The 26,812-nt window shown below is 75.2% G+C and carries 13 protein-coding genes; 7 read left to right on the forward strand and 6 right to left on the reverse strand.

The features are described 5' to 3' along the window. Window positions 1-10 precede the first annotated feature (10 nt). Window positions 11-535 (forward strand): hypothetical protein, encoded by a 525-nt coding sequence (locus tag DB32_RS33360; protein ID WP_053236703.1) that lies wholly within the window; start codon window positions 11-13, stop codon window positions 533-535. A 129-nt stretch (window positions 536-664) separates the two neighbouring features. On the opposite strand, the gene DB32_RS33365 is transcribed toward DB32_RS33360, so the two are convergent. The 3 genes from DB32_RS33365 to DB32_RS33375 all read right to left on the reverse strand — a co-directional run bounded on the left by DB32_RS33365 (window position 665) and on the right by DB32_RS33375 (window position 6,074). Next, window positions 665-2,374 carry a DUF1592 domain-containing protein gene (locus DB32_RS33365; protein ID WP_053236704.1) on the reverse strand — a complete coding sequence of 570 codons (1,710 nt, stop codon included), beginning with the start codon at window positions 2,372-2,374 and terminating at the stop codon, window positions 665-667. After that, entirely contained in the window at window positions 2,371-3,681 is a 1,311-nt protein-coding gene (locus tag DB32_RS33370; protein WP_053236705.1) for a DUF1552 domain-containing protein, read from the reverse strand. The genes DB32_RS33365 and DB32_RS33370 overlap by 4 nt, the downstream gene beginning before the upstream one ends. A gap of 122 nt (window positions 3,682-3,803) precedes the next feature. Further along, window positions 3,804-6,074, reverse strand: a complete 2,271-nt coding sequence (locus tag DB32_RS33375; RefSeq protein ID WP_157069690.1) for an amidohydrolase family protein — start codon at window positions 6,072-6,074, stop codon at window positions 3,804-3,806. A gap of 80 nt (window positions 6,075-6,154) precedes the next feature. Between DB32_RS33375 and DB32_RS33380 the strand changes: the two genes are divergently transcribed. Both DB32_RS33380 and hrpB read left to right on the forward strand, forming a co-directional pair. After that, window positions 6,155-6,691 carry a DUF2314 domain-containing protein gene (locus DB32_RS33380; protein ID WP_053236707.1) on the forward strand — a complete coding sequence of 179 codons (537 nt, stop codon included), beginning with the start codon at window positions 6,155-6,157 and terminating at the stop codon, window positions 6,689-6,691. Beyond that, on the forward strand, window positions 6,691-9,207 hold the full coding sequence (hrpB, locus tag DB32_RS33385) for an ATP-dependent helicase HrpB (RefSeq protein WP_053236708.1): 2,517 nt from the start codon (window positions 6,691-6,693) through the stop codon (window positions 9,205-9,207). The genes DB32_RS33380 and hrpB overlap by 1 nt, the downstream gene beginning before the upstream one ends. A 3-nt stretch (window positions 9,208-9,210) precedes the next feature. On the opposite strand, the gene DB32_RS33390 is transcribed toward hrpB, so the two are convergent. From DB32_RS33390 to DB32_RS47425, 3 genes are all read right to left on the reverse strand, one after another. Further along, window positions 9,211-16,665: a hypothetical protein gene (locus DB32_RS33390; RefSeq protein ID WP_157069691.1), complete on the reverse strand. Its 7,455-nt coding sequence runs from the start codon at window positions 16,663-16,665 to the stop codon at window positions 9,211-9,213. Window positions 16,666-16,803: 138 nt separating this feature from the next. Further along, complete coding sequence (locus tag DB32_RS33395; RefSeq protein ID WP_053236710.1) at window positions 16,804-17,304, reverse strand: hypothetical protein; 501 nt, start codon at window positions 17,302-17,304, stop codon at window positions 16,804-16,806. Window positions 17,305-17,310: 6 nt separating this feature from the next. After that, window positions 17,311-18,273, reverse strand: coding sequence for a ferritin-like domain-containing protein (locus tag DB32_RS47425; RefSeq protein ID WP_053236711.1), 963 nt, complete (start codon window positions 18,271-18,273; stop codon window positions 17,311-17,313). Window positions 18,274-18,389: 116 nt separating this feature from the next. Between DB32_RS47425 and DB32_RS48705 the strand changes: the two genes are divergently transcribed. Genes DB32_RS48705 through DB32_RS33420 form a run of 4 tightly spaced genes read left to right on the forward strand, consistent with a single transcriptional unit; the run spans window position 18,390 to window position 26,778 of the window. After that, window positions 18,390-19,118, forward strand: coding sequence for a hypothetical protein (locus DB32_RS48705; protein ID WP_053236712.1), 729 nt, complete (start codon window positions 18,390-18,392; stop codon window positions 19,116-19,118). 6 nt (window positions 19,119-19,124) lie between these two features. Then, window positions 19,125-19,358: a hypothetical protein gene (locus tag DB32_RS48710; RefSeq protein WP_053236713.1), complete on the forward strand. Its 234-nt coding sequence runs from the start codon at window positions 19,125-19,127 to the stop codon at window positions 19,356-19,358. Then, window positions 19,355-21,076 (forward strand): ATP-binding protein, encoded by a 1,722-nt coding sequence (locus DB32_RS45870; RefSeq protein ID WP_053236714.1) that lies wholly within the window; start codon window positions 19,355-19,357, stop codon window positions 21,074-21,076. The genes DB32_RS48710 and DB32_RS45870 overlap by 4 nt, the downstream gene beginning before the upstream one ends. Next, on the forward strand, window positions 21,073-26,778 hold the full coding sequence (locus tag DB32_RS33420; protein ID WP_053236715.1) for a hypothetical protein: 5,706 nt from the start codon (window positions 21,073-21,075) through the stop codon (window positions 26,776-26,778). Before DB32_RS45870 ends, DB32_RS33420 begins: the two co-directional genes overlap by 4 nt. Window positions 26,779-26,812: the final 34 nt, after the last annotated feature.

Here is a 26,812-nt window from a genome sequence, read left to right on the forward strand (position 1 = left end):
GCGTCGCGTCATGCGTCGCTTCGCTCCGTGGGTGTCGATGTTGGTGCTCGTGCTCTCGGGATGCGGCGGCGCGCCGAGCTACGCGGGATGGACCGAGGCGCGCGCGCAGGTCGCGACCGGCGGCGAGCGCGCTGCGAACGCGCTCGCGCTCGGTGCGTTGGTGTTCGTCGACGAGCGCGCGAGCGAGCCGTTCGCGGTGCTCGATGCGGATGGGCGGCTCCATCGGCGCGACTGCGAGCGTGTCATCGCGCAGGACGGCTCGGTGCGCGACGCGGCGAGCGAAGCGCTCGTGCTGCAGGTGACCATGGCGTGGGAAGGGGACGCGCACGTGGTCGACGCGGACGGCGCGCTGCGCTTCCACGTCGTCGACGATCGGCTCATGCGCGCGGATCGCACCGGCGCTGCGGCGTTCGACGGCGACGTCATGCGCTTCGAGGGCAGCGGCGGGATCGCGCTGCGCGTCGAGGGCGCCGATGACGCCGCGCTGCGACGCACCGCGCTGCTGGTCGTCGCCGCGCTCTCGATGTGCGAGTGAGCGCGGATCGGCGCGCCGCGGCACGGGAGCGCGCGGCACGACGAATCCCACGAGCCCGCGAAGAGAAGGAGGTTGGTGGGAGGGCTCCTCGCGAGATCGTGGGGCTCGTCGCGCCGCGCGCGCTCCGATCTAGCGACGGCTGGTGAAGTGCGCCGTGCCCGCGAGCGCGATCCAGTGATCGACGAAGCTGCCGCCGTCCTGCTCGAGCTCCGGGCGCGCGCTCGCGGCCATGCACGCCGCATCGTGGCGATCGATCGCGTAGGCGTGGCGCGCGACCCACGTCGCGATGCAGCCCTCGACCTCGGGGAGCTCGGCGAGGTGCGCCGCGATCGCCTCCGCGCCCTCGAACTCGATGTCGCCCGCGCTGACGTTCGTGAGCCGACCGCTGTCGTCGATCTCGAAGCGCCCTTCCGTCTCGCGACGGCGGCCCGCCGCATCGAGGTGCTCGAAGCCGAAGCCGATCGGATCCATCAGGCGATGGCAGCTGTTGCACGACTCGTTCGATGCGTGGAGCACCTCGTAGCGCTCGCGCGTGCTCACGCTGCCGACGTCGACCTCGGGCAGCGGGCCCACGGTGGGCGGCGGCGGCGGGATCTCCTGGCAGAGCAGGCGATCACGGATGAAGTGACCGCGGCGCGTCGGCGACGTGATCTCGGCGTTCGCCTGCACGCTGAGCCAGCCGCCCTGCGCGAGCAGGCCGATGCCCCAGCCCTCCGGGCGCTCCGCCGCGATCATGTCGCCGCCGCTCGCCGCGCCGAAGCCGTAGTAGCTCGCGAGCGTCGCGTCGACGTAGGTGCTCGGCGAGGTGAGCAGCTCGGCGACGCCGCCGCGCTCCTCGAGGATCACGTGATCGAAGTACGCGTCGAGCTCGCGGCGCATCGCGTCGCGCACCGCGGGCGTGAACCCGGGATAGAGCTCGACGTCCTTCGTGATGTTCGGCAGCGACGAGAGGCTCGCCCACTGCTCGAAGAAGCGCAGCGCGATGCGACGGAACGCCGGGCGCACCGCGCCCGCGTCGTCGAGCACCATCGAGCGCGCGACGTCGCGCACCACCGCGGGATCGTCGAGCTCGCCGCGCTCCGCGCGCGACAGCAGCGCGTCGTCCGGCGGCGCGCCGGTGTACGTGTACGCGAGCTCGGTCGCGATCTCCCAGCCCGCGAGCTGCGCGACTCCGTCGCCCGACACCGTGCCGAGCTCCGAGCGCCACACGACGTGCGGCGACTGCACCATCGCGATCGTCGCGGCGCGCACCCACGCCGGGAACCCCGCGGCCGGCACGATGCGACGGTACGCCTCGAGATAGCGGTTCAGCTCGGCGTCCGTCGGCGCGCGACGATAGAGCCGACGCGCGTACGTCGTGACGAAGTTGCGCGCGCACGCCTCGTCACCCGCGGTCGCGCAGGGCAGCATCGTCGAGAGGCGCGGCTGCGCGCTCACGACGTCGGCCACCGCGCGACCGGTCTCGAGCAGGCGGGACGCGTAGGTCTCGTTCACGCGAAGGCGATCGACGTCGCCGGTGAAGCCGTCGCCGCTCGCGGCGTCGGGCGGCGTGGTCGGTCCGCTCCACGCGCTCGCGTCGAGCGAGAACACGGTGCGGATCGTCGTCTCGAGCTCCGACGCGGTCAGGCGCCGCACCACGCGCGGGCCGAGCTCGTCGCCGTCGGGGCATGCGGGCACGGGCTCGTTGGGGCGCGGATTGTTCGGATTTCCCGGGTTGTTCGGCCCGCCTGGACGCCCGCTGCCGCTCGGCCCGGCCGCGCCGTCGCCGAGGTTGCCGACGCATCCGACGCTCGCCATCGCGAGCGCGCCGATGATCACGATCGCCTGCACGAGCTTCACGACCGCACCTCCCGGAGCTCGTCGCCGCCGAAGTGACCGCTGTCCGCGTCGCTCACGCCGAACGCGCGGCACACCGCCTTCAGCACGTGCCGGTTGGTCGCGCCCGCGGCGTCGATGATCGCGTTCGTGCGCAGGCGCCCGCCGAGGCGCCCGATGATCATCGTCGGCACGCCCATGCTCGAGTGCGACGACGGCAGGCACTCCGCCATCACCACGACGCACGTGTTCGAGAGCACCGTGTTGCCGCTCGGATCGAGCGGATCGGGCACGTCGATCGCGGTGAGGAAGCGCGCGAGCTTCTCCATGTACCAGGCCTGGCAGCGTGCGAAGAGCGCCTGATCGCCGTGCGACGTGTTGTGGTGCGGCTGACCGCCGTTGACCGGCACGAGCACGTTGCCGTCGGCCGAGCCCGCCTGCAGCGTCGCGACGCGCGTGAGGCCGCACGTCATCGCGCGCGCCATCACGTCGACCTGCGCGTCGAAGATGTTCGAGAAGTGCTCGTCCTTGTACGCCTCGCGCGGGTTGCCCTGCAGCGCGCTGCGCAGACGCTCGACGCTCGCGAGCGATCCCGTCTCGCACGACACCGTGGTCGGCGGCGGCATCTCGCCGGTGCTGCGGAGCGCGCGCACCGACGCGAGGTGCTGCGCGATCTTCTCTTCCTCGCTCGGCAGCCCCGTGACGCGCGCGCCGAGATCGCCGAGCTCGGCCTCGGTGATCGCGAGCGCCTCGGCGTCGAGATCGACGGTCGGCTCCGTCGGGCCGGGATCGACGGGACCGCCCGCGAAGAGGCGATCGTACGCGGCGACCGGCGAGGCCTCGTAGTCGACCGGGCCCTCGGGCGTGAAGAAGAGCGTGGAGCGCCCGTAGAGCTGGTAGAAGTCGTAGCTGTCCGCGGGGCGCACGCCGAGGTGGAGACTGCGCACCGGCGTCGGGCCCGACGCGTCGATGTGCGCGGCGACGACCTGATCGAGCGAGCGCACGCGCGGATCGGGCGAGAGGTAGTCGGGGACCGGCGCGCCCGTGAAGATGCTTCGGACTGCGAAGTGGTTGTCCGAGCCCTGCACGTTGAGGCCGCGCACGTACGTGATCTGATCGGCGAACGCGCGGAGCGGCTCGGTGACCAGCGATGTCGCGCCGACCGACGACGGCCAGAAGTGCGCCGGGTCCGAGCCGTTCATCATCGGCCACAGCACGAGGCGCAGCGGCGGATCGCCGGGACCTGCGAGCGCGCGCAGTCCGAACGACGTGAAGGGAGCGGCTGCGGCCGAGAGCGCGAGCCCCTGGAGGAAGCGGCGGCGTGCGAGCATGGCGTGCGGTCAGTGGCGGCCGCTCGCGCGCTTCGGGTCACGCGATTTTCGAGAAAAAGATCGCGTGCTTGCGAGGAACGTGGAGCGCTCCGTGCGCCGCGTCGGAGCGCTCCGTGCGCTGGCTATTCTCCTCGCAATTCCGCGGCTCTCGCCTCGGCGCGCTCCCACATGCGCAGGTAGCCCTCGGCCGAGCGGAAGAGCGGCGCGAGGTCCTCGTCGGTGACGCCGTCGTTGCGCGCGTCCTGGATCAGCTCGGGCATCAGCCCGATGTGCAGCATGCCCTCGGTGTCGAAGTCGACGTCGCGCTCGCCGAGGTGCGGCGGAGTGAACGTCACGTCGCCGCGGTACGACTCGAACGGGTACTCGATGCCGTTCGCCTGCGGCGTGCTGCAGTCGCTGTCCTCGCCGAAGCGAGGGCGCGGTCCGCCGGCGAAGCCGTTGAGGTCGAAGCCGAAGCCCTCGGCGGGATAGCCGCCGTGCTCCTCGATCAGCGCGACGCGATCGCGCAGTCGATCGCCCATCGCGCCCGGACGGTCGGGCGCGCTGCAGCGTCCGAGGCCGGTCTTCGAGACACCGCCGAGCTCGTAGATCACGCCGCCGAACGTGTTCCCGTGGGTGCCCGCCGCGGGATAGTCGGCCTCGACCAGCATCTCGTACGCGCGCAGGAACGCGCGCCGCGGGAGGTGGTCGACCTCGATGATCATCCCGCGCGCGATGAGCTCGCCGATCAGCGTCTCGCCGAGCGCGGTGAGGCCGGCGCTCTGGCAGTAGTCGCCCTCGAGCGGAGGCTCCTGCAGGTTCGCGAGGAACGGGCGCAGCGTGCCGATCGGGTTCTCCGCGAAGCCGCTCATGTCGTTCGGCGGGGGCGCGAGGTAGTCCTCGCGCGGCATGTTGAGCCCGCCGAACACGACGTCGCCGTGATCGAACACCGAGTCCACCTCGGGGCAGTCGAGGACGAAGCTCGACCAGTGGCCGCTGTTCACGAAGCTGCCGATCTGTCCGACGCGTCGATCGCCGTCGCCCGCGGAGAACGCGTTGTCGAGCTTGTGGACCGGGAAGATCGCGCGCACGCCGAGCTCGTGATAGCGGTCGAGCTCGGCGCGCACGTGCGCCTCGTCGCACGCGGGGAAGCCCTCGCGCGGCGCGAGGAAGCAGTCGAAGAGGTTCGAGACCTCGATGCCGAGGATCACGGCGAGCTTGCCCTCGTCGATCACGCGGCGCGCGTCCTCGGGCGTCGTCACGATGCGGAACCAGCCGCGCCCGGGACCGCCCGACTGCGCGTCGACGTAGCGCTCGAGCGCGTACGCCGCTTCGATCGAGCGCTCGGTCGCGACCATGTCGTTGCACGAGTAGCGAGTGGGCGACGCGCCGGGCAGGCCCGCCATGAACTCGCAGAGCACGGAGTTGCTCGTCGCGTGCTGCACGAAGAGGCGGAGGCCCGCCATCCACGCGCGCTCGAGCCAGCGGTAGTACATCGTCTGGTGGGTCGCGCTGCCCCAGGAATTCGGCCAGTCCGTGAACGTCGGATAGCCGTCGGTCGCGTGGTTCGCCTCGGGCGTCATGCCGGTGATCAGCGCGGGCAGCAGCGCGTCGACGTCGAGATCGCCGAGGCCCGCGAACGCGAAGCCGATCAGATCGCGACGGCCGTCGACGCCGTGGAAGGGCTCGCAGCTCGGCAGCGCGTGCTCGACGCCGAGGCGATGGAACGGCGCGCCGTGGTACTGGCCGCCGCCGCCGAAGCCCGCGTTGCTGAAGAGGTGCCCGTGGGTCTCGACGATGCCGAACACGGCGCCGTCGTCCCAGCGCTGCGGATCGATCGTGCCCTCGGCATCGAGCGTGAGCTCGGGGAACTCGGTGCATCCGGTCGTCGGATAGAGCGCGATCACCGCGGCGCGCGCCTCGTCCTCGACGAGGCCGCGCGTGCCGAGGAAGCGGCCGGTCGCGTGGTGCACGAGCTGGAAGCGCTCGGCATCGTGGGGCGAGACCTGGAGATCCCACTCGGCGGGCGACTCGTACGTGTCGTCGACGAGCAGCACGTCGGACGTCAGCTCGGACGTGCGCGCGAGCGCGTCGTCCTGCGCGACGAGGTAGTGGCGCTCGGCGTCGAAGAAGAGGTACGTGCCGAGGTCGGCCGCGCGCATCGTGAAGCGCGCGCCCGCGTCCTGCGTGGTCGCAGCGAAGGTGAAGGTCTCGCCGTCCGGCGCGGCGACGAGCCAGCGCGTGTTGGTGCTGCCGGGCTCGGTCGCGTCCATCGCGTAGCAGCCGCTCGCGAACGAGTGGATGCCGTCGTGCTCGGGCGCGGGAGGGCGCTCGACGTGGGGCGGAGCCTCGTCGCAGGCGGACACCACGAGGGCGAAGAGCAAGAGGAGCGAAGCGCGCGGGAAGTGCTGCACGTGACGACGGTACTACGGTCGCCACGGAAAAGTGGACCGCGCTCGACGCGCGCCGGCGCGCACGGAACACTCGCGGCCGCATGAAGCGGACGGTGATGGGGATCGTGCTCGCGGCGGCGCTCGCGGCGTGCGGAGGGAGCGCGGCCGAGACGACCGCGGGCGCGAGCACGAACGAGCGCGCGAGCGCCGGGGGCGAGGGCTCGAGCGCGAACACGAGCGACGCGCCGATCGACGAGGTCGCGGCCGGCAACGTCGTCGACGTCGCGCAGGGCGATCCCGAGCTCGTCGCCGCGACGGGGCAGGCGCAGTCGACGCTCGACGAATTCATCGCGGCGCTCGGCGCGGTCGATCCGAGCGCGCGCGGGCACGCGGTGAAGACGACGTTCCGCGACGGCGCGATCGGCGAGCACATGTGGGTCGGCCAGCTGCGCTGGGACGGCGAGCGCTTCCACGGCGTGCTCGACAACGATCCCGTCGACGTGAGGAACGTGAGGCGCGGCGATGCCGTCGTGGTCGAGCGCGCGGACGTGGAGGACTGGCTCTACTTCGTGGGCCAGGAGATGCGCGGCGGGTTCACGGTGCGCGTGCTGATGGAGCGTCGGGCGCGCGGCGAGTGATGGAGGCGCTGCCGATCGATCCGTTCCTGCCCGAGATCACCGCTGCCGCGCGGTCGGGCAACCTCGTGCTCGTCGCGGAGCCGGGCGCGGGCAAGACGACGCGCGTGCCCCGCGCGCTGTTGCTCGACGGCGGGCTCGCGGAGCGCGGCGAGATCGTGGTGCTCGAGCCGCGGCGCATCGCGACGCGGATGGCGGCGAAGCGCGTCGCGGAGGAGCTCGGCGAGGAGGTCGGCGCGCGCGTCGGGTACACGGTGCGCTTCGACGACGTCTCGAGCGCGAAGACGCGCGTGCGCTTCGTGACCGAGGGCGTGCTCACGCGGCGGCTGGTCGCGGATCCCACGCTGCGCGGGGTGTCCGCGGTGGTGCTCGACGAGCTCCACGAGCGATCGCTCCACGCGGATCTCGCGCTCGCGATGGTGCGCGCGCTGCAACGCGCGGAGCGCCCGGATCTGCGGCTCGTCGCGATGAGCGCGACACTCGAGGCCGAGCGCGTCGCGTCGTTCCTCGATGCGCCGGTGGTGCGCGTCCCCGGGCGCCGTTACGAGGTGACGATCGAGCACGCGGAGGGCGCGGACGATCGCCCTCTCGAGCGGCGCGTCGCGGCCGCGGTGAAGCGCGCGCTCCGCGAGTCGAGCGAGGGGCACGTGCTGGTGTTCCTGCCGGGCGCGGCGGAGATCCGTCGCGCCGCGGAAGCGCTCGAAGAAGGCGCGCGCGCGCTCGACGTGGACGTGCTCCCGCTGCACGGCGACCTGCCGCCCGCGGAGCAGGATCGCGCGGTGCGCCCCTCGGCGCGCCGCAAGGTGATCCTCGCGACGAACGTGGCCGAGACGTCGCTGACGATCGACGGTGTGGTCGCGGTCGTGGACTCGGGGCTCGCACGCGTCGCGCGCCACTCGCCGTGGTCGGGGTTGCCGACGCTCGAGACGGAGCCGATCTGTCAGGCGAGCGCGACGCAGCGCGCGGGACGCGCGGGACGCACGCGCGCAGGGCGCGCGATCCGCCTCTACACGAAGCACGACCACGACACGCGGCCGCGCCACGACGCCCCCGAGATCCAGCGCGTCGACCTCGCGGACACGGTGCTCGCGCTGCGCGCGCGCGGGGTGCGCGACGTGCTCGAGTTCCCGTTCTTCGAGGCGCCTCCGCGCGCGTCGATCGTCGCGGCGGATCGGCTGCTCTCGCTGCTCGGCGCGACGACGCAGGAAGGCGCGCTGACGAGCGTGGGACGCGATCTGCTCGCGCTGCCGCTGCATCCGCGCCTCGGGCGCGTGGTGCTCGAGGCGGACGCGCACGGGCTCGGGACGCGCGGCGCGACGCTCGCGGCATTGCTCGCGGAGCGCGATCTGCGCATGTCGATGCGCACGCGGATGTCGCGCGATCGCGATCACGCGCACGAGAGCGGGACGAGCGACGCCGTGCATCGGTTCGAGCTCTTCGAGGCGGTCGCGGCGCAGGGCGTCAGCGCGTCGCGGCTGCGCGCGCACGAGCTCGACGTCGCGGGCGGGATGGCGGCCGCGCGCGCGACCGAGCAGATCGTGCGCGCCCTGAAGCGCGTGAAGGGTCGTCCGAGCGAGCACGCGGACCTCGACGAGGACGCGATCCTGCGGCGCGCGCTGCTCGCGGGGTTCCCCGATCGTGTGGCGCGGAGACGGCGCGCGAAGGAGCCCGACGTGGTGCTCGCGGGCGGGGGCTCGGCGCGGCTGGCGGAGACGAGCGTGGTGCGCGAGCCCGAGCTGATGGTCGCGATCGACGCCGAGGAGCGGCGCGGCGCGATCGAGGTGCGCACCGCGAGCGCGATCGAGGCCGAGTGGCTGCTCGAGATGCTGCCCGATGCGATCGAGGACGTGCGCGAGCTGCGCTTCGATCCGAAGACGGGACGGCTCGAGAAGATCGCGGCGCTGCGCTACCTCGGGCTCACGATCGACGAGTCGCGCGGGGACGCGGCGGGCGAGCCGGGCGCGGCCGCGGTGCTGGCGCGCGCGCTGATGGAGCAGGGGATCGATCGGCTGATCGATCGCGAGGCGCTCGCGCAGCTTCGCCTGCGGCTCGCGCTGGCGCGCAAGGTCGATCCGTCGCTGCCGGAGCTCGACGATGCGCGCTTGCTCTCGGTCCTCGAGCAAGCGAGCGAAGGGCGGCGCAGCGTCGACGAGGTGAAGGGCGCGGGGCTCTTCGATCTGCTGCTCGCGGACCTCGGGCACGACGTGACGTCGAAGCTCGATCGGCTCGCGCCCGATCACGTCTCGCTGCCGGGTCGCAAGCGCGTGACCGTGCACTACGAGCTCGATCGCGCGCCGTGGATCGAGAGCCGGATGCAGGACTTCTTCGGGTGGCTCGAAGGTCCGCGCATCGGTGGCGAGCCGGTGGTGCTGCACCTGCTCGCGCCCAATCAGCGCGCGGTGCAGGTCACGACCGATCTCGCCGGGTTCTGGGAGCGTCATTATCCGACGCTGCGCAAGGAGCTGATGCGGCGCTATCCGCGCCACGCGTGGCCGGAAGATCCGCGCCGCCGCGAGTGAGCGTCACGGCCCGGCGCGCAGCTCGACGACGAGCTCGCGCCCTTCCGCGCGCGCTCGGTACGACACGCCGTGCGCGCGACCGACGCGCTGGGCGAGCGCGTCGAGCGCCGCGCGACGGGGATCGCCCTCGGGCACGCCGCGCGCGATCTGCGCGAGCACGCTCGAGGCCCGGTCACCGTCGATCGCGCCCGAGCCGCGCTCCGTCGACGCGCGATCGCCGACGCGCTCCGGACGCGCGAGCGCCGCGACGACGTCCTCCTCGCGCGCGCCGAGGATCCACCGCCGGCCGCGCGACGCGACGAACCCGCCGCCGACCTCGCGCACGCTGCCATCGCCGCGCGTGACGCCTGCCCCCGCGAGCGCACCGTCGAGCCGGGCGCCTTCACCGATCGCGACCCAGCGATCCCACGCGCCCTCGCCCGGCGCCGGCATCCACGCGAACGCGATCTGCTCGGTCTCGCGCAGCACGAGGCGACCGAGCGCGGCGCGATCCGCGACCGGCTGCACGGGACCGCGGCGACGGGGGGCGCGTCCAGCGTGCGAGGCGAGCGCGAAGCGCGCGATCGCGTCCTCGGGGAGCATGCTCTCGAGCGGCACGACGTCGCGCCGCGGCTCGCGGTACGGAGAGCGCGTCGTGACCACGATCGCGCCACCGTCGACGCGGAGCTCGAGCATCGAGTCGCGACGGGTCATCAGCGGCAGCTCGCGATCGGCGCGCCAGTCGAGCGTCGCGAGCTGCAGCGCGGCGTCGCGAGCACCACGCGCGAGGCGGCGCAGGCGCGACGAGGCGGCGAGCGAGCGGTTCGCGCGCGGCGGCGTCGAGAGCACCACGCGGGCGATCTCCTCGTCGCCGAAGAGCACGACGCGATCGCCGGCGAAGAGGCAGTGGGTCAGCTGCACGTCGGTCGCGCCGCTCGCGCGACGCTCGACGGTGGCGTAGCGCTCGAGCCCGACGCCGCCGCCGAGATCGATCTCGGCGCGCGCACGCTCGGCGAGGAGGAGCTCGCCTGCTCCGGCGAGGTCGGGACGATCGAGCAGCGGGTCGATCACCTGCGGCACCGGCCCGGCGAGCGCGGCGAGCTCGCCCGCGAGCGCAGCGAGATCGAGGGGCAGGCGCGCGGCCGCGGCGGCGCTCGATCGCGGCTCGGCGAGCGAGGCGCGCACGCGATCGGCGTCCCGCACGTGCGCGATGCACACCCACGAGGTCTCGCCGGAGTCGGCGATGGCGCACTCGATGGGACGGTCGAGATCGACGCCGCCGCCGGTGCCCGCGGCCGCGGCGACGGGCGCGAGCGGCCCGGCGCTCAGCGCGGCGGCGAGCTGCGCGGGCTGGGCGATGCGCGCGTGGCGCCAGTACGTGCCGGTGAGGACGCGCGGCAGCGGCTCGCTCGCGAGCAGGGTGAGCGCCGCGGGGGAGAGCTCGCTCGGGCGGCGCGCGCGACGAGCACGCTCGGCCGCGGGATCGGTGATGCGACCGCGCGCCGAAGCGGCGCGATGCAGCGCGACGTCGCGTGCGATCGCGGGGAGCAGCACCGGCACGCCGGCGGCGAGCGCGGGAGCGCGCTCGAGGCGCGAGCGGTCCTGCGGATCGCCCGCCGCGGCGAGCGCGTGCACCAGCGATGCGACGAGCGCGGCGTCGATCGGCTCGGACGACGGCTGCATCGCGTCGAGGCGCGAGCGCATCATGTCGAGCTCGGCGGAGGTCGTGCTGAGGTCGTGCGCGCGCACCGCCTCGAGCGCGAGCGCCGCGGAGCCGCTCTGGATCGTGCGCCCGAGGAGCTCGGGATCGATGGTGCCGGGCTGGACGCGCTCGGCGGCGAGCGCGACGAGCGGCTGGCGCGCATCGGCGCTGCGCATGAGCTCGTCCGCGAGCGTGCGGCGCGCGGCGTCGGGCAGCACGACGAGCGCCTGGACGCTCGCGTAGGGGAGGCCGGCCGGCGAGGACGACGGCGTGGGCGACGGCGGACGTGCGACGACGTCGCGCGCGGCGCGGAGCGCGCCGTCGGGATCGATCAGCGTGAGGGCGACGCCGCGGCGATGCGCGCGCGGATCGGGGTCGAGCACCGCGACGAGACCGAGGCCGCCGTGCTGCGCGGGCGCCTGCGGCGAGGCCGTCTCGGGCGCGGCGACGGGCGCAGCGTCGGTGGTCACCGCGGTGCGCTCGACCTGCTCGGCGGTGCGGAGCGCTTCGGCCGCGGCGCGGCGAGCGGCGTCTGCAGCGCGCTGCTCGGCATCGATGGCGCGCGCCTCGGCCTCGAGCACCTGGCGCTCGGCCGCGAGGGCGACCGCGTCGGCGTGGGACGGGCGCTCGCCCGAGAGGCTCGCGCGCTGCTCGGCGAGCGCAGCGCGCTCCTGGGCGTCGGCGAGGCGCGCGGCGTCCTCGGCGGCGCGGCGCTCCGACTCCGCGGCGGCGGCCTCGGCGGCGGCGGCACGATCGCGCGCGTCGGGCGCGACGGCGGCGAGCACGGGCTCGCTCGATGTGGCGGGGACGCTCGCCGGGGGCGCCTCGGCGGTCGCCGGCGACGTGATCTGCGGGGCCGTCGCGGCCGCGGTCGCGACGGGCGCTTCGGTCGACACGGCGGCGGCGCGCTCGGCGGGAGGGAGCTGCGCGAGGATGCGGATGCCGGTCTCGACAGGCGGCGCGGTGGGCTCGCTCGCGCCAGGCGCGTCGGTGACCGGCGCGCTGGGCTCGGTCGCGGGTGCGACCGCGACCTCGGCGGGCGTGGGGGGCTCGGCGGCGGCCACGGCGCGCGCGGGCGGCGGCTCCGACGCGGGAGGCGACGGGGGCTCGGTCGGCGGCGGGAGGGGCTGCTCGGGGGCGGCCACGGCCGTCGGCTCCGGGGTCGGCGCCGCCTCGGCGCTCGGGGACGCGGCGGCGGCGTCTCGGGCGCCGCTCGGCTCGCTGCGCGGCGAGGTCGTGGCGCTCCGCGCGGCGGCCGCGGCGGCGATCGTCGCGCGGCGGGTCTCCTCGATCGCGGCGCGCTCGGCGCGCTCGGCGCGCGCTTCGGCCTCCAGCGCGCGACGCTCGGCCTCGACGAGGCGGCGCGCAGCGTCGGCGGCGCGCTCGTCGGACTCGGCTGCGCCGGCTGCCTCGGGCTCCGCGGCGGCGGGACGCGGTCGCGCCTCGAGGGCGCGGCGCTCCGACTCCGCAGCGCGTCGCTCGGCCTCGGCGAGACGGGCCTCGGCCTCGCGGCGACGTCGCTCGGCCTCGGCGACGCGGCGCTCCGACTCGACCGCGCGGCGAGCTGCGTCTTCGACGAGCTGCTCGGCGCCGCGCGCGGCGTCCTCGGGCGCGACGACCGCCGCGCGCTCGGGGCGATCGGGATCGGTCGCGATCGCGCGCTCGGAGACGGTCGCGGTGGCGGCTGCGCGATCGCTCGGCGGGGGCTCGGCGGCCGTCGCGGCGCGTTCGCTCGATGCGGCGCGTTCGCTCGATGCGACGCGCTCACTCGACGCGGTGCGCTCACTCGACGCGGTGCGCTCACTCGACGCGGCGCGCTCACTCGACGCGGCGCGCTCGCTCGACGCGGCGCGCTCGCTCGACGCAACGCGCTCACTCGACGCGGCGCGCTCGCTCGACGCGCTGCGCTCACTCGACGCCGCCCGATCGTGCGGCTCGGCGCGCACGCTCGTCGCCCCGCGCGGGCCGGCGTCCCGGCTCGCCATCTCGGCGTCCGCGCACGCGAGGACGCGCGCTCGCTCGTCGGCGTCGCGCGCCGCGACGTACGCATCTCGCAGCAGCGCATCGCGCGCATCCGCCGAGCCCGCCGCCCGCAGCTCGCGCGCGAGCGGGCACGGCCCTTCGTCGCTCGCCGTGCGCGGCGCGACCTGCGCCGGCGCGCTCGCCACCGCGACCGGGAGCGCCTCGCCCTCGCGCTCGATGCGCGGATCGTCCGGCACGCTCGCCCGTGCACGCTCGCGCAGCGCACCGAGCTGCTCCGCGTCCATGACGCGTGCGATCGCCGCGATCATCGTCGGGCGCGCCACGTCGCGCAGCGCGACCTCCGCGTGCCGCAGCGCCTCCTCGCGCCGTCCCGCCCGCACCGCGCGCACCGCCGCGCCGTACGCCGCGAGCGCCGACTCCGGATGCTCGCCCGCGAGCGCCGTGATCTCCTCGCCCGCGAACCCGCTCCGCCGCGCGCGCTCGAACGCATCGACGGCGGCGGCATCGAGATGCCCGCCCGCGACGTCGTGCTCCGCCCACCCGACGAGATCGCGCAGCTCGTACGCCCTCGCGAGCTGCTCCGGCGGCGCGCCCTCGAGCGCGCGCACCGCGGCGTCCGAGTAGAGCTTGGCCGCGCGCACCCGCGCGTCGGCGAGCGCCAGCGCGGCGAGCTCCTGCCAGTGGTCCGCCGCGGTCCGTGCGCGCTGTGCGCGGAGCAGCAGCCCGGCCGGAGCACGTCGCGCGGGGTCGGGCTCCCAGCGATCGGGCAGCCAACCTCGCGCCTGCGCCTCGAGCTCGGCGGCGATCGCCGCGTCGCGCTCGCCGTGCTGTGCTCGGAGCACGGCCTCGCGGTGCAGCACCACGGCGGGGAGCGCGTCGCCCATCGCGTCGCGCGCCTCCTCGAAGAACGCCTCGGGCTCGAGCCCCGCCGCGCGCGCCGCCCGCGGCACCTCGCTCACCGCGTCCGCCAGCAGCGCCGCGACCACCGGATCGTGCCCGCGACGCCACGCCCGCAAGCACGTCGGCAGCGCGGCGGCGTGACCGAGCAGGCGCGCGTGCTCGCTGCACACGAGCGCGTCGAGCTCGGGGTGGTGCTCGGCGAGCACGCGCAGTCGCTCGAGCAGCTCGGGCTCTTGGCGATCGAGCGCGTCCGCCGCGACGAGCCGCCACGCGAGCCGCTCGTCGATCGCGCCCCGTGCCCGCGCGAGCGCCCGCAGTCGATCGTGCGGCGCGAGCGGGCGATCGTCGCGCACGCGCGTGCTCGCCGGGGCGCCCGCGTCGGCCGCGGCGAGCGCGCCCTCGCCGTCTCCGACGAGGACCCGCAGCCGCACCAGCCATCGCCGTCGCGCCGGCGACGCGGGCGAGCGCTCGACCATCGCGAGCATCGCGCTCGCGCTCGGCGCGTCGTCGCCGGGGCCCTGCGCGATCCGATGGCGCAGCGTCGCTTCGATCGCGTCCCACGCGCCCGGCACGCTCGCGATGCGCGGCCCACCACGCGCGACGAACTCGAGGTACCCGCCGGGCGCGGGCGCACCGTAGAGATCGGCGAGGTCCGCCACCTGCGCCGCCTGCTCGCTCACCAGCGCGGGCGAGAGCCCGAGCGGATCGATCGCGAGCAGCACCGCGCGCGCGGGCTCGGCCGGCGCATCGGGCTCGGCCTCGCCCCAGACCTCGATCCATCGCCGCTGGAGCAACGGAGCCGTCGGTGCGAGGACGAGCGCGCGCGCGAGCGTGTCGCGCGCCGCGCCCGGATCACCTTCGGCGCGGCGGCGCAGCGCCTCGAGCATCAGCGCGACGGCGCTTCCTGGCGCGAGCGACGCCGCGCGCTCCGCGACGTGTGCGAGCTCGCTCGTCGCCGCGCCGCGCTCGACCGCGTCGCGATCGATCGCTGCGCCCATCCAGCCCGCGATCACCGCGCCGTCGCGATCGGACGCGCGCTCGAGCAGCACCCGCAGCGCGCCCGGCGCATCCGCGCGCCACGCGCCGTACGCGAGGTGGCGATCCGCCGCGACCAGGCGGTGCGTGTCGCCCGCGATCGCCGGTGCGGTCACTCGCGGCGCGAACGTCGGCTGGGTGCCGAAGCGCGTGAGCGCAGGCCCGAGCGCCAGGGCCTCCTCGAGATCCGAGAGCGCGACCTCGCGGGCCGCGGAGAGATCGTCGAGCCACGCGGCCAGCGCGATCCGCGTCGCGCCGGTGAGCAGCGCGCCCTCGCTCTCGAGCAGCGACCGCGCGCCTCCGACGTCGCCCTGCCGCCCCATGAGCACGATGCGCGCGCGCACCCACCGCGGCGCGAGCGCGAGCCGCGAGCGCGACGCCGACTCGACCCACTCGGCCGTCGCGCCGAGCCGCGCGTCGTCGACCGCGAGCTCGATCGGCGGCAGCGTCGCCTCGTCGAGGTCGGGCACGTCGCCCTCCGGCGTGAGCCCGCCGCGCCATGCGTCCTCGCTGAGCACGACGAGACGCGCGTCGCACGCGTCTCGCGGCAGCCGCTGCGCCGCGCACTGCGCCGCGACACGCGCCGCGCCGCGATCGACGCTCCACAACGTGTCGACCGCGCGCTCCCGCAGCTCGGAGGGCGCCTCGCCATCGAGCACGACCTCGAGCAGCAGCGAGGGCGTCGCGAGCCCCGCGACGACGAGCGTGCGCGCCGCCCAGCGCGCGCGGTCGCGCAGCGCGTCGCTCGCGCCCGGCATCGAGCGCAGCGGCGCCAGCGCGCGCGCGATCGCGATCGAACGGCGCTCGCGATCGTGCTCGAGCTCCCAGTCCGCGATCACGCCGCCGTCACCGTCGATCGTGGACGCGAGGCCGGCGATGAGCGCGGCGGTCTTCCGCTCGTCGTCGTTGCGCGCGTGAGGGAGCGCGTCGCGCGCGAGCTCGAGCGCGTCGCCGTGGAGGCGCAGCCCGAGGCAGTGGAACGCGAGCCCGATCGTGATCGACGCGTCGTTCGGCGCGGCGCGGCGCGCGCGCTCCAGGCGGGCCACGGCGAGCCCGCGTCGCGCGGCATCCGCGCTGCCGACGACGTCGATCGCGAGCTCGGCGTGGTTCGCCTCCGCGAGATGCACGATCGTGCGGGCGAGCGGATCCCAGCGATCGATCTCGCGCATCGCGCGCGCGAGCGCCTGGACCGTGGCGACGTCGTCGCGACGCGCCGCTTCGCGCAGTCGGCGCGTCAGCACCGGGAGCGCACGAGCTCCGAAGCGCGCCACACGATCGACCGGCAGCGGCTCGCCCGGGAGCTCCGCGCCGAGCCGCTCGAAGTCGACGCGCGCAGCGTCGTCGAGCGCGCGGAGCAGCGGATCGGGGAGCACGAGCCCCTCGAGCGATCCGCCGGCATCGGCGCGGAGCCGCACGAGGCGCGCGATCAGCTCGCGCGCGCCGCCCGGCGCGGCGCGTCCCACCGCCTCGAGCGCGAGCTCGAGGCTCGCGGTGCGCTCGGCATACGCGAGCGCCTCGTCGCGCACCTCGACGTGGAGGTGACGCGCGCGGTCGCGCTCGGCCTCGGGGGCGAGCGCCGCGCTCGCGCGAGCGACCTGCAGCGCGCGGAGCATCGCTTCGACCGCGAGGCCGTGGTTCCCGAGCCGCGTCTCGAGCGCGGCGATGCGACGCAAGCGCGCGACCTCGCTCGGCGCATCGGTCGCGAGATCGGGATCGATCGCCCCGAGCGCGATCCGATCGCGCCGGTCGTCGTCGGATGGCTCGGCGCTGCGGATCGGCGCGTGGAACACGCTCGCGCCACACCCCGCGAGCGAGAGCGCGAGGGCGAGCGAGACGAGGCGGGACCGGTCGTGCTGCACGTTCATCCTCCGCGACGCGAGCGTGCTCACGTACGGCGCGAGGGTAACGCGAGCCGCTCTCGCGCGATGCAATCGATCGCGACGCTGCCTCGTCGGGGAAGATCCCGATGGCGTCGCTCGCCGCGAGCGCTCCGCGCGTCAGAACGTGCCGAGCACGTGCAGCGCGACCGCGTCGCGATCGAACGAGACGCTCGGCAGGATGGTCGGCTCCGAGTCGATCGGTCCGTCGCCGAAGCTCCACAGCGCGTGCGCGATGAGCCATCCGCCCGCGAACAAGAGGAACCCCGCCGCGATCGCGCCTTCGTCGCTCGTGGTCGGTCCGGCGCTGCAGAGGTTCGCGGCGTGCGCGGATTGCATGACCAACGGCGCCGCGACGCTCTGCGCGATCCCGAGCGAGAGCTCGAGCGCCGCCGCCCAGTCGGGGAACATCTCGGCGCCCGCGGCGATCTGCGCGCCGATGACGGTGAGCTCGATGGCGCTCCCGACGCCGAACGCGATGCCCCAGTGCAGCTCGCTCTGGTCGGCCGGCGGCGGCCCCGGCGGACCGATGCGCTCGCACGCGCGCGCCGCGCTCGGCGCGGTGAGGAGCGCGAGCGCGAGCGCAGGGACGAAGATCGACGCGAAACGTGGGTGCGTCATGGTCCGTCAGCTCACCAGCGTGCGCGCGACGTCGACCGCGCGCTCCGCGTCCAGCATCCCTAGCGCGTCGCGCGTCGCGCGCGACGGCTCGGTCTCGGCGTCGCGCACCAGCGCGTCGAGCGCCGCGCGTCGCGCCTCGTCGATCGCGCGTCGATCGCGCGTCGTGGATCGCTCGCGCGCCCACGCGTCGAGCGAGATCGAGAAGAGCGCGTGGCGCGCCTCGTCGCGCGCGATCTCGGCGTGCGCCCTGCGCACCTCGACGTCGCGCGCGGCGCGCGCCTGCGACCACGCGACCAGCGCGGCGTGCGCCTCGCCGACGCAGCCGTGCACGGCGTTGTCGATCGCGATCTCGCGCAGCGAGCGCGGCTCCACCGCGACGCGCTCGACCGGCGGGACCATCGCGCCGGCGCGCGCCGCGAGCAGGTCCATCGAGCGCGCATGACGCGCCTCGTCGCGCGCCGAGCGTCGCGCCTCCGCGACGAACGCGCTGGGCGCGCCCTGCAGCGTGAGCTCGCGCGCGAGGTCGAGGAACGCCGGGACCGACGCGCGCTCGAGGTGCGCCGCGCGCGCGAGGTACGTCGCGATCTCGCTCGCGGCCTCGGATCGCGCCGCGACCAGCCCGGCGGGCGGCCGACCGCGACAGATGAGCTCGATCGTGCACGTGATGCTCGCGCCGCTCTCTCCGTCGACGACGTCGCACTGCGAGACCCGCTCGCCCGGAAGAGTCCCGCCGTCGGCCTCGAGCCGAGCACAGACCGCCGCGCACGCCGCGAACGTGACGCCGCCGTCGTCCTCGAGCGACGCACGCACCGCGTCGTCGATCGCGAACGTTCGGTCGCGCGGCATGGGCTCGAAGCCCTCGCACGAGCTCGGCGTTCCGGTCTCACATGCGCTCACCAGGAGCGGGCCCGCGACGAGCGGCAGACCGAGCGCGATGCGGCGCAACCACACGAGCGCGAGCGGAGACATGAGGGACCCTCCTTGTGCCCGTCCGTGCCGCGGCGCGGGCGCCCGACCGCCTCAGCAAGCCGCGTGCTCGGAGTCTCGCGCCTGCACGCGCGTTTCGGCTACGTTGTCGGCCCACCATGACGACGCTCCGCTCTCTCCTCGTCGTCGCGATCGCCGCTGCGCTCACCGCGTGCGGCGGCGCGCGCACCGAGACGACGACCGCGACCACCGACACGACCGCCGGTGGCGAGACCGCCGAGACGCCCGAGGCGCACCCGATCCGCACCACGACGCCGATCCCGGTGCCGCAGCCCGCCGTCGCGCGCGAGCAGATGTCGCCCGAGCTCCAGCAGCTCTGGGATCGCGTCGAGGCCGCCGTCGCGACGCGCCCGCCCGAGCCGCCGAGCGACGGCTCGACCGAGTCGGTGAACGCGTGGGCCGAGGGGCCGTTCGCAGCGTGGCTGACCGAGCGCGCGCGCGCGTCCACCGACGTGCAGAACGCGCTCGAGCCGCTCGCCGAAGCGCCCCCGCACGAGCGCGGCGTCGCAGCGGGGCTGTTCGGGTACCTCCAGGAAGACACGGTCGCCGACGTGCGCGGCGCGCCGATCCCCGATGCGATCACGAGCGACGCGGAGCTCTTGCGCGTGTACGACGAGTCGATGCTCGCCGCGCTGGTGCCCTACGCGCGCGTCGCGGTGCAGGCGTATCGATTCTGCGAGGCGGCGTTCCAGGAGTCGGGCGAGGAGCTCTGGGGCGAGTGGGCCGCGTACTGTCGCGAGCGCGCGAGCGAGGTGGTGCAGACGTACGCGCTCGAGCCCACCGAGACGCCGAGCGAGCCCGGCGCGATCGACGATCCCGAGGAGTGAGTCGCGATGATCGGCGGCAAGGGACTGGTGCACGTCTCGACGAGCGATCTGAAGCTGATGCTCTCGCGGCTCCATCGTGGTCAGCTCTCGTGCCCGGTGACGCACGATCGTCTCGTGATCGCGGGGCTGCCGCAGCTCGTCGACAAGGTCGACTTCCTCAAGGGCCTCGACGAGCCCGCGGTGCGCGCGGTGCTCGTCGCGGTGATCGCGGAACGACGCGCGAACGAGCCTCGCTCGTGAGCGCGAAGAAGAAGGGCAAGAAGCCGGCGAGCGCGGCGCCCTATCGCGGTGGGCCCGCCGCGCCGGCGGAGAGCGCCCCGAGTGATCGCGGCCTCGTCGACGATCTGATCCGGCAGTTCGCGGACAGGTTCGCGTTCTTCCGGGAGCTCGTGCAGAACTCGATCGACGCCGGCGCGACGTCGATCCACGTGCAGCTCGCGTGGGAGCCGGCGCCCGAGGGCGAGCTCGGCACGATGCGCGTGTCGGTGCGCGACGACGGCGCCGGGATGACGCGCGAGATCCTCGAGAACGATCTCACCGTCCTCTTCAAGTCGACCAAGGAGTCGCGCGACGACGCGATCGGCAAGTTCGGCATCGGCTTCGTGTCGGTGCTCGCGGTCGAGCCCGAGGTCGTGATCGTCGACACGTCGACCGGCGACGGCACGCGCTGGTCGCTGCACCTGCACGGCGATCAGACCTACGACCTCTTCCGCGCGGACACGGGCGCGGGGCGCGGAACGACGGTGACGCTGGTCGTTCCGCTGCCGGACCCCGAAGAGGCCGCGTTCGTCGAGCGATCGGAGGCCGCGCTGAAGCGCTGGTGCCGCCACACGCGCGTGCCGATCCGCTTCGTCGCGCTGGGCGCGGACGGCGGCGATCCGCGCCGCGACGTGCGCATCGACGAGCCGATGACGGTCGACGCGGTCGTCTCGGTGCACGCACGGAGCCGCGACGGACTGACCACCGTCGTCGCGGGGCTGCCGCGCGCCGGCGATCGTTACGGCGCGTTCTTCAACCAGGGCCTCCTGCTGCACGAGACGCGCGATCACGAGCTCGGCGAGGTGATCTTCAAGGTCTCCGACGCACGCCTCGAGCACACGCTGAGCCGCGACGACGTGCGCCGCGACGAGCACTACGCGCGCGCCGTCGAGCTCGTCGCGACCACGATCCGCGGGCCCCTGCTCGACGAGCTCGCCGAGCAGCTCGCGAACGCATCGGAGGCGTTCGCGCGAGGCGGCCGCGACGCGGGAGCGCGCATCGTGGAGATCCTCGACGCGTTCGTGCGCTCCGAGCTCCCGGCGCCGCGGCGTGCGCTCGTGCTGCCCGCGATCACGACGGGGCGCGATCGCAAGGTCGCGCGCATGCACGAGCTCTCGAGCGCGTTCGTGTCGCACGAAGGGCGCACCCCGCTCGCCGAGGCGCTCGCCGCGGCGGGGCACGTCGTCGTCGATCTCTCGTTCGCGCCCGACGACGCAGCACGCGAGCGCGTGACGTCGCTCCTCGCGCGCGTCGGCGGGGACGCGCCTCCGCGCGATCGCGCGTGCTGGTCGTTGATCGTCCCGATCGAGCCGACGGACGCGGACGTCGCGCTGCTCGCGAGCGTGTCCGAGCGGCTCGATCACGTGGTGCGCCGCCCGAGCGAGATCCTGCTCGCCGAGGTGCACGGCGCGGCATCGGAGCACCTCGCGTTCGCGACGAGCCCGCGCGCGACGCCGTGGCTCGCGCGGGCGAACGATCACCAGGCCGATCCGTTCCGCCTCCTGATGCGGCCGCCGCTGGTGCTCCGCGCCGATCACCCGATCGTGCATGCCGCGCGTGCGCGCGCCGAGGACGCGCCAGTCCTCGCGTCGGCGCTGCTGGCGCGCGCGATCCTCGTGGCGCGCGGCGCGCTCACGCCCTCGGTCGACGCCTCGCTCACCGAGCGCGCGCTGCGCGACGCGCTGGGAGACGCACGATGAGCCGCTCGCGCAAGCCGCGCGCCGCGACGGGCTCGCGCGTCGGTGGAGGTCGCCTGCGCGTCGACGCCGCGCGCGCGGTGCACAAGCTGCGCGACTACCAGCTCGCCGATCCCGCGATGTGGGCGCTCGAAGCGGTGCGCGCCGCGGCGAGCGCATCGTCGACCGCGGTGCACGTCGACGGCGACGCCGACGACGTGTGGGTCGCGTGGGAGGGCACGCCGATCGCGCGCGAGGAGCTCACGCGGCTGTTCGACGAGCTCGTGAGCCCGCAGGCGAGCGACGATCGCCGCGCGCTGCGTCTGCTCGCCACCGCGATCAACACCGCGCTCGGCCTCGGCCCGCGCTGGGTCGACGTCTACACGCTCGGCGACGTCGGCGAAGGCGCGGCGCGCGTCCGCTACACGCCCGATCTGCTCGCGGCGGGGCACGAGGGCACCGCCGAAGGGCTCCGCCGTCTCGCGCCCGTCGACGCGACGCTCCCCGCGGGCGCGCCGACGATCACCCGCGGCGTCGTCGTCCATCTGCGTCGCTTCCCCGCGCTCGAGGCGCTCTCGCTGCTCGCGACCGGCCAGGAGTCGCGCGAGCTGCGCTACGTGCGCCGTGCGTGCGAGGACTTCCCGATCCCGCTGCGCATCGCGCGCGGCGCGCTCGCGCGTCACCACGCCGACGGCGACCTCCTGCGCGTGCGCCTCGACGCGAGCGTGCTGGGCGAAGATCGCGACGGCTTCATCGCGATCGTCGATCCGAGCGCCGCGCGCGCCGAGCCGTGGATCGACTTCGCAGAGCTCGGCGTGGTGCTCGCGACGCAGCCGCTCGAGCTCGGCATCCCGTTCCAGACCGGGGCGCGCGTGCCGGTTCGCGCGCGCATCGACACGGCGCGCCTGCCGACGAACGCATCGCGCTCCGCGGTGCGGCGCGACGAGCGGTGGATCGCGGCGCTCGAGGAGCACCTCGTCGAGCGCTTCGGCGATCTCGTCGCGCGTGTCGTGCGCGAGCTCGGCGATGCGCCCGAGGGCGCGTGGGACGTCGATCGTCGCGCGCGGCTCCGCGCGGCCGCGCTCCAGCTCGCTGCGGCGTGGTGTGGCGGCCCCGAGTGGCGTCGCTTGGCCGGTGCGCTCCAGGCGGTGGCCATGCCGGAGCGCCTCGCGCCGCTCTTCGACGCACCGATCGCGCGCGACGCGATCGGCCGCGCCCGCTCGCTGCGCGAGCTCGCGAGGGCGGAGGACGTCGGGGCGCACACCGGCGCCGAGCCCTTGCCCGCCGAGCTGGCGCCGTGGATCGGCGACGTGCCGTGGGTGCCGCCCGGCGATGCGCTCGCGCGCGTGTGGGGCGCCGATCCTCCGCGCAGCGCGCGCCGCACGATCGAGGTCGCGCGTGCGTCGCGCGAGGCCCGCGCGCGCTGGCTCGAGAAGCCGATCACACCGCCTGCGATCACGCCGCGCGCCGAGCACGTCGTGATCGCGCCGCTGACCGCGCCGGGCAGGAGCGCGCGCTCCTGCGTCCCGGCGACGCTGTTCGCGCGCCCCGATCTCGCGGGCGAGGTCGCGCTCGATCCGTCCCCGGCGCGCGCGTCGACGATCACGCTGCTCGTCGAAGGGCGCGCCACCGAGATCTCGCGCGTCGCGGTGCCCGTCTCGTTCGACGCGATCGCCACCGCGTCGGATCTGCGCGTCGCGGCCGATCACACGTGCCTCGTGGCCGACGACGCTCGCGGAGCGCTCCTTCTCGCCATCGACGGCGCGCGGGTGATCGCGTGCGAGTCGATCGCGCGGCGCCTCGCCGGGCAGGACGCACCGAAGGGCGATCCGGTGCGCTGGGTCGATCCCGACGGCGGGCTCGACGAGCACGACGCGGCGCGCGTCGTTCGCGCGGGCATCTTCGTCGCGGTCGAGCTCCTGCATCGTCTCGGCACCGGCGATGCGAGCGCAGGCGCGACGCGGCTGCTCGAGAGCAAGAGCCCGTTGCTCGACGCGCCCGTGTGGCCGACCGTCACGGGCGAGCGCGTCTCGCTCGCGGATCTCGTCGCGCTGGGCAGCGATCCCGCGAGCGCGATCGGCTCCGTGACGTCGGTGCCGCACGCGCCGTGGGAGCCCGAGGGGCGCCGCGTGCTCGTGCTCGATCTGCGCGAGCGCGACCTGCTCGCGACGCTCCTGCCCGGGCTCGCGATCATCGACTACGACGGGGCGACCGCACCGCCGACCGCGGCGCGCATCGCGCGCGGGCTTCGCGCCGAGTGCGTCGCCGCGATCGAGATCGAAGCCGCGGATCACCGCGGCGCGATCGGCCTCCACGGCGGTGCGGGCGCGATCCAGCTCACGCACGCCGGGCGCACGCTCCGCGACGTCCCGCTGCCCACGGGCGCGCCGCGCGCGGGCTGGTTGCTCGCGATCGACGACGATCGCGTGGTGCCGGGCGCGAGCGCACCGCGGCACGTGCCGCACGCCGCGCCGTACGACGACATCATGGGCCACCTCGCGCGGCTCGTCGTCGCGATGGCGGACGCGTTGCTCGGATGCGAGGTGCCCGGGCTGCACGCCGCGCCGCTCCATCCCGCGCCCGATCGTCTCCTGCTCGCCGCGTTCTTCGAGGCCTGTCGCGGCGTGCGTCCCTCGGCGGCGAACGTGCTCGGCCGCGAGCGCATGCAGGCGCTCCGGAAGGCGCGGCTCTTCCGCGGTGCGTACAGCGATCGGCTCTCGTCGCTCGACGATCTCGTCGCCGCGCTCGGCGGCGAGCTCGTGTACGTCACGCCCGTCGCGATCGCCGAGGATCGCAGCGCGCCGCCGCCCGACTTCGACCCGCTCCTCGCGACCGACGACGTCGCCGAGAGCATCGGGCGCTTCTTCCAGGTGCGCGTCACGAACGGCATCGCCGAGCTGGAGCGGCGACGGCGCGACGCGCGTCGCCACGCGCGCATCGAGGCCCACCGCGCGCTCCCGAAGCGCGCCCTCGAGCTCACGCGCTGCGAGCCCGAGGTGCGCATGTCGGGCGACGGGCTGCGCGGGATGGTCGGACTCTCGCGCGTCGACAGCGCGCGCCACGAGCTGCGCATCCTGCTCGAGCACCGCGCGTTCGCTTCGCGCAGCGAGGGCCTGCCGCACCTGTCGGCGATCGTCGACGTCGACCTGCCGCTCGTCGACGGCGAGCTCGAGGCGCTCAACAGCACCGGCGAGAGCCGCGTGCGCGGCGCCCTCCGCGAGGCGACGTGCGAGCTCGTCGGCAAGATCGCGACGTCGCTCGACGGCGCGCTGGCGCACGACGAGCCCGCGCTCGCGCTCGTCGACGCATGGCTCGCCGAGACGGTCGCGGGCGGAAAGAAGCGCGCCGCGTCGGAGCGCGCGATGGACGCGCTGCGGAACGCGTCGGTCTTCGAGACGGTGCAGGGCGGGCGCGCGTCGATCACCGCGTGCACGGTGTCGCGCCGGACCCTCCGCATCGCCGCGCCGATCGATCGCTGGCTCGGCGCGGCGCTCGGAGAGGAGCCCGACACGCTGGACGCGCCGATCCTCGCGCTCTCCGGCGATGGCGCGCTCGCGCGGGTCGTGCGTGCGCTCGCGCCCAGCGTGGTCCGCGACGTGAGCGCCGACGTGCGTCGCCTCCAGGCCACGCGGCGCGTGCGCTGCGGCCTCGCCGAGCGCCCTCGCCTCCGCCACGTGCGCGACACGCGCTTCCGCTGGACGCTCGAGGATCTGCTCGCGGTCGCGCTTCCCTCGGAGCGCGACGCGTTCGAGGTGCTCGGCATCGGCGAGATCGCGCTGCGCGGCGACGGCAGCACGCACGTCGCGCTGCACGAAGCGGGTGTGTCGGTGACCAGGCTCGACCTCGATCTGCGACCGAGCGTCGTGATCGCGTGCGAGCCGTCGTTCCCGGTCTCGCCCGAGGTCGCGCCCGCCGACCGCACGCGCCTCGACGCGGCGGTGCGAGAGGTGCTCGCGCGCGCGATCCGTCATCTCGTCGAGACCGTGCCGCACGAGACGCTGCCCGGCTGGGTGCGCGGCGCGCTGCGCGAGAGCGCGCTGCTCGGCGGCCGCGCCCACCTCGAGTCGCTGCCCGATCTGCCGATGTTCGAGACGACCGCGGGAGGCTGGGCGTCGTTCCGCGATCTGCAGGCCCAGGTCGCGCGCTTCGCGAAGCTCTGGGTCACGCACAACCCCGGACAGAGCCTCGAGCCGCTCGATCCCGAGCGCATCGCGATCCGCGTGCCGCGCCCCGACGCGACGAACCTCGGCGCGGTGATCGCGACGCAGGACGCGGATCCCGAGCTGCGCCTCGACGCGATCGCGCGCGCCCACCTCGCGCGCCCCAAGGTCGAGGTCGTCGGGCCCTCGGCGGGCGAGCGCGCGCGTGCGATCGCGGAAGCGCGCATCGAGGGCCACGAGGGCGTGGTGCTCGCGCTCTTGCCGACGCACGCGAACGTCCGCGCGATGCACGCGTCGCGCGAGCGTCATCCGCTCGGCACCGTGCCCGATCCCGCGTCGTGGCCCGCGCTCTCGTGGGTCGACGAGCCGCGCTTCACGCCCGACCGCACGTGGAGCGCGCCCCAGCCGGACGGCGTGCTCGAGGAGGTCTCCGCCGCGGTGCTGAAGGCTTGCGAGCACGCGCTCGAGAGCGCGTTCCCCGCGCCGGAGCGCCCGTTCGCGATGGTGCGCGTCGATCGCACGTTCTCGACGCAGGCGCTCTCGGGTCGCGGCGCGCAGGCGCGCGGCGTGCTGTGGATCGAGCCCGCGGGTGATGCGACGGTCGGCGTGCTCGACGCGTACGAGCGCTCCGAGCGCGTGCTCTCGACGTCGCGCGGCCCCGCGCGCCTGCCGCTCGCGGGCGAGCTCGCGATCGTCGGCGTCGCGGGCGTGGGCGCGAGCGCGGTGCTCACGTCGATCGCGAACCACGCGTACGAGCGCATGACGCGCGACATCGCGCGGCGCCTGGCGCGGAACGAGCGCGGTGCCGAGGAGCGCGATCTCGACCTCGCGGAGATGGTGCGCGCGGGCGCGCTCGGCTTCGTCGAGCAGACGCACCCGGGCGCCGCGATCGCCCTTCCCTTCCTCGACCTCTCGTACCGCGGCGCGAAGGGCGACGTGCTCGGTCTCACGCGCGAGCTCGCCGATCGTCAGGCCGCGCTGCTCGTCCCGCCGGCGCGCATCGCGCACGCGCGCGAGCTCGACTGGAAGGGACCGATCCTCTTCGAAGACGGCTCGCTCGCGGCGACGCGCGCGATCCTCGCGTTCGGCGATCGCGTCGTGCGCTTCGAGCAGGCGCTCGCCGATCGTGTGCGCGAGACGCCCGTCGTGCGCGCGCAGCCCGAGCAGCTCCCCGCCACCGGCCCGGCGCCGATCGCGCCGACACCCGCGCCGCCGCCGGCCGCGGCGCCGAAGCGCGTGGAGCCGCCGAAGCCCGCGCCGCGCGCCGCGGATCCGCTCGCCGAGCGTGTCGACGCGACGCTGCGACGCGCGGGCGCGGCGCGCGGATCGATGCCGCGCATCCGCGCGCTCCCGCTCTCGACGCAGCCGCTCGCCTCGCTGCGCCCCGACGGCAGTGTCGAGATCGCGCGCGCGCATCCGCTCGCCGACGCGCTCGCGCGCACCGGCGATCACCCCGACGCGCTCGCCATCCTCGCCGCGCACGTGATCGGCCTCGCTGCGCGCGGCACCGACGACGCGCACGAGGCCGAGGCCCACGCGATCCACGCGCTGCTCACGACGCGCTGACTCCTCACCGGAGTGCTCGGGCGAGCTGATTCGT

This window comes from Sandaracinus amylolyticus (assembly GCF_000737325.1).
In the GTDB taxonomy this organism is placed as follows: domain Bacteria; phylum Myxococcota_A; class Polyangia; order Polyangiales; family Sandaracinaceae; genus Sandaracinus; species Sandaracinus amylolyticus.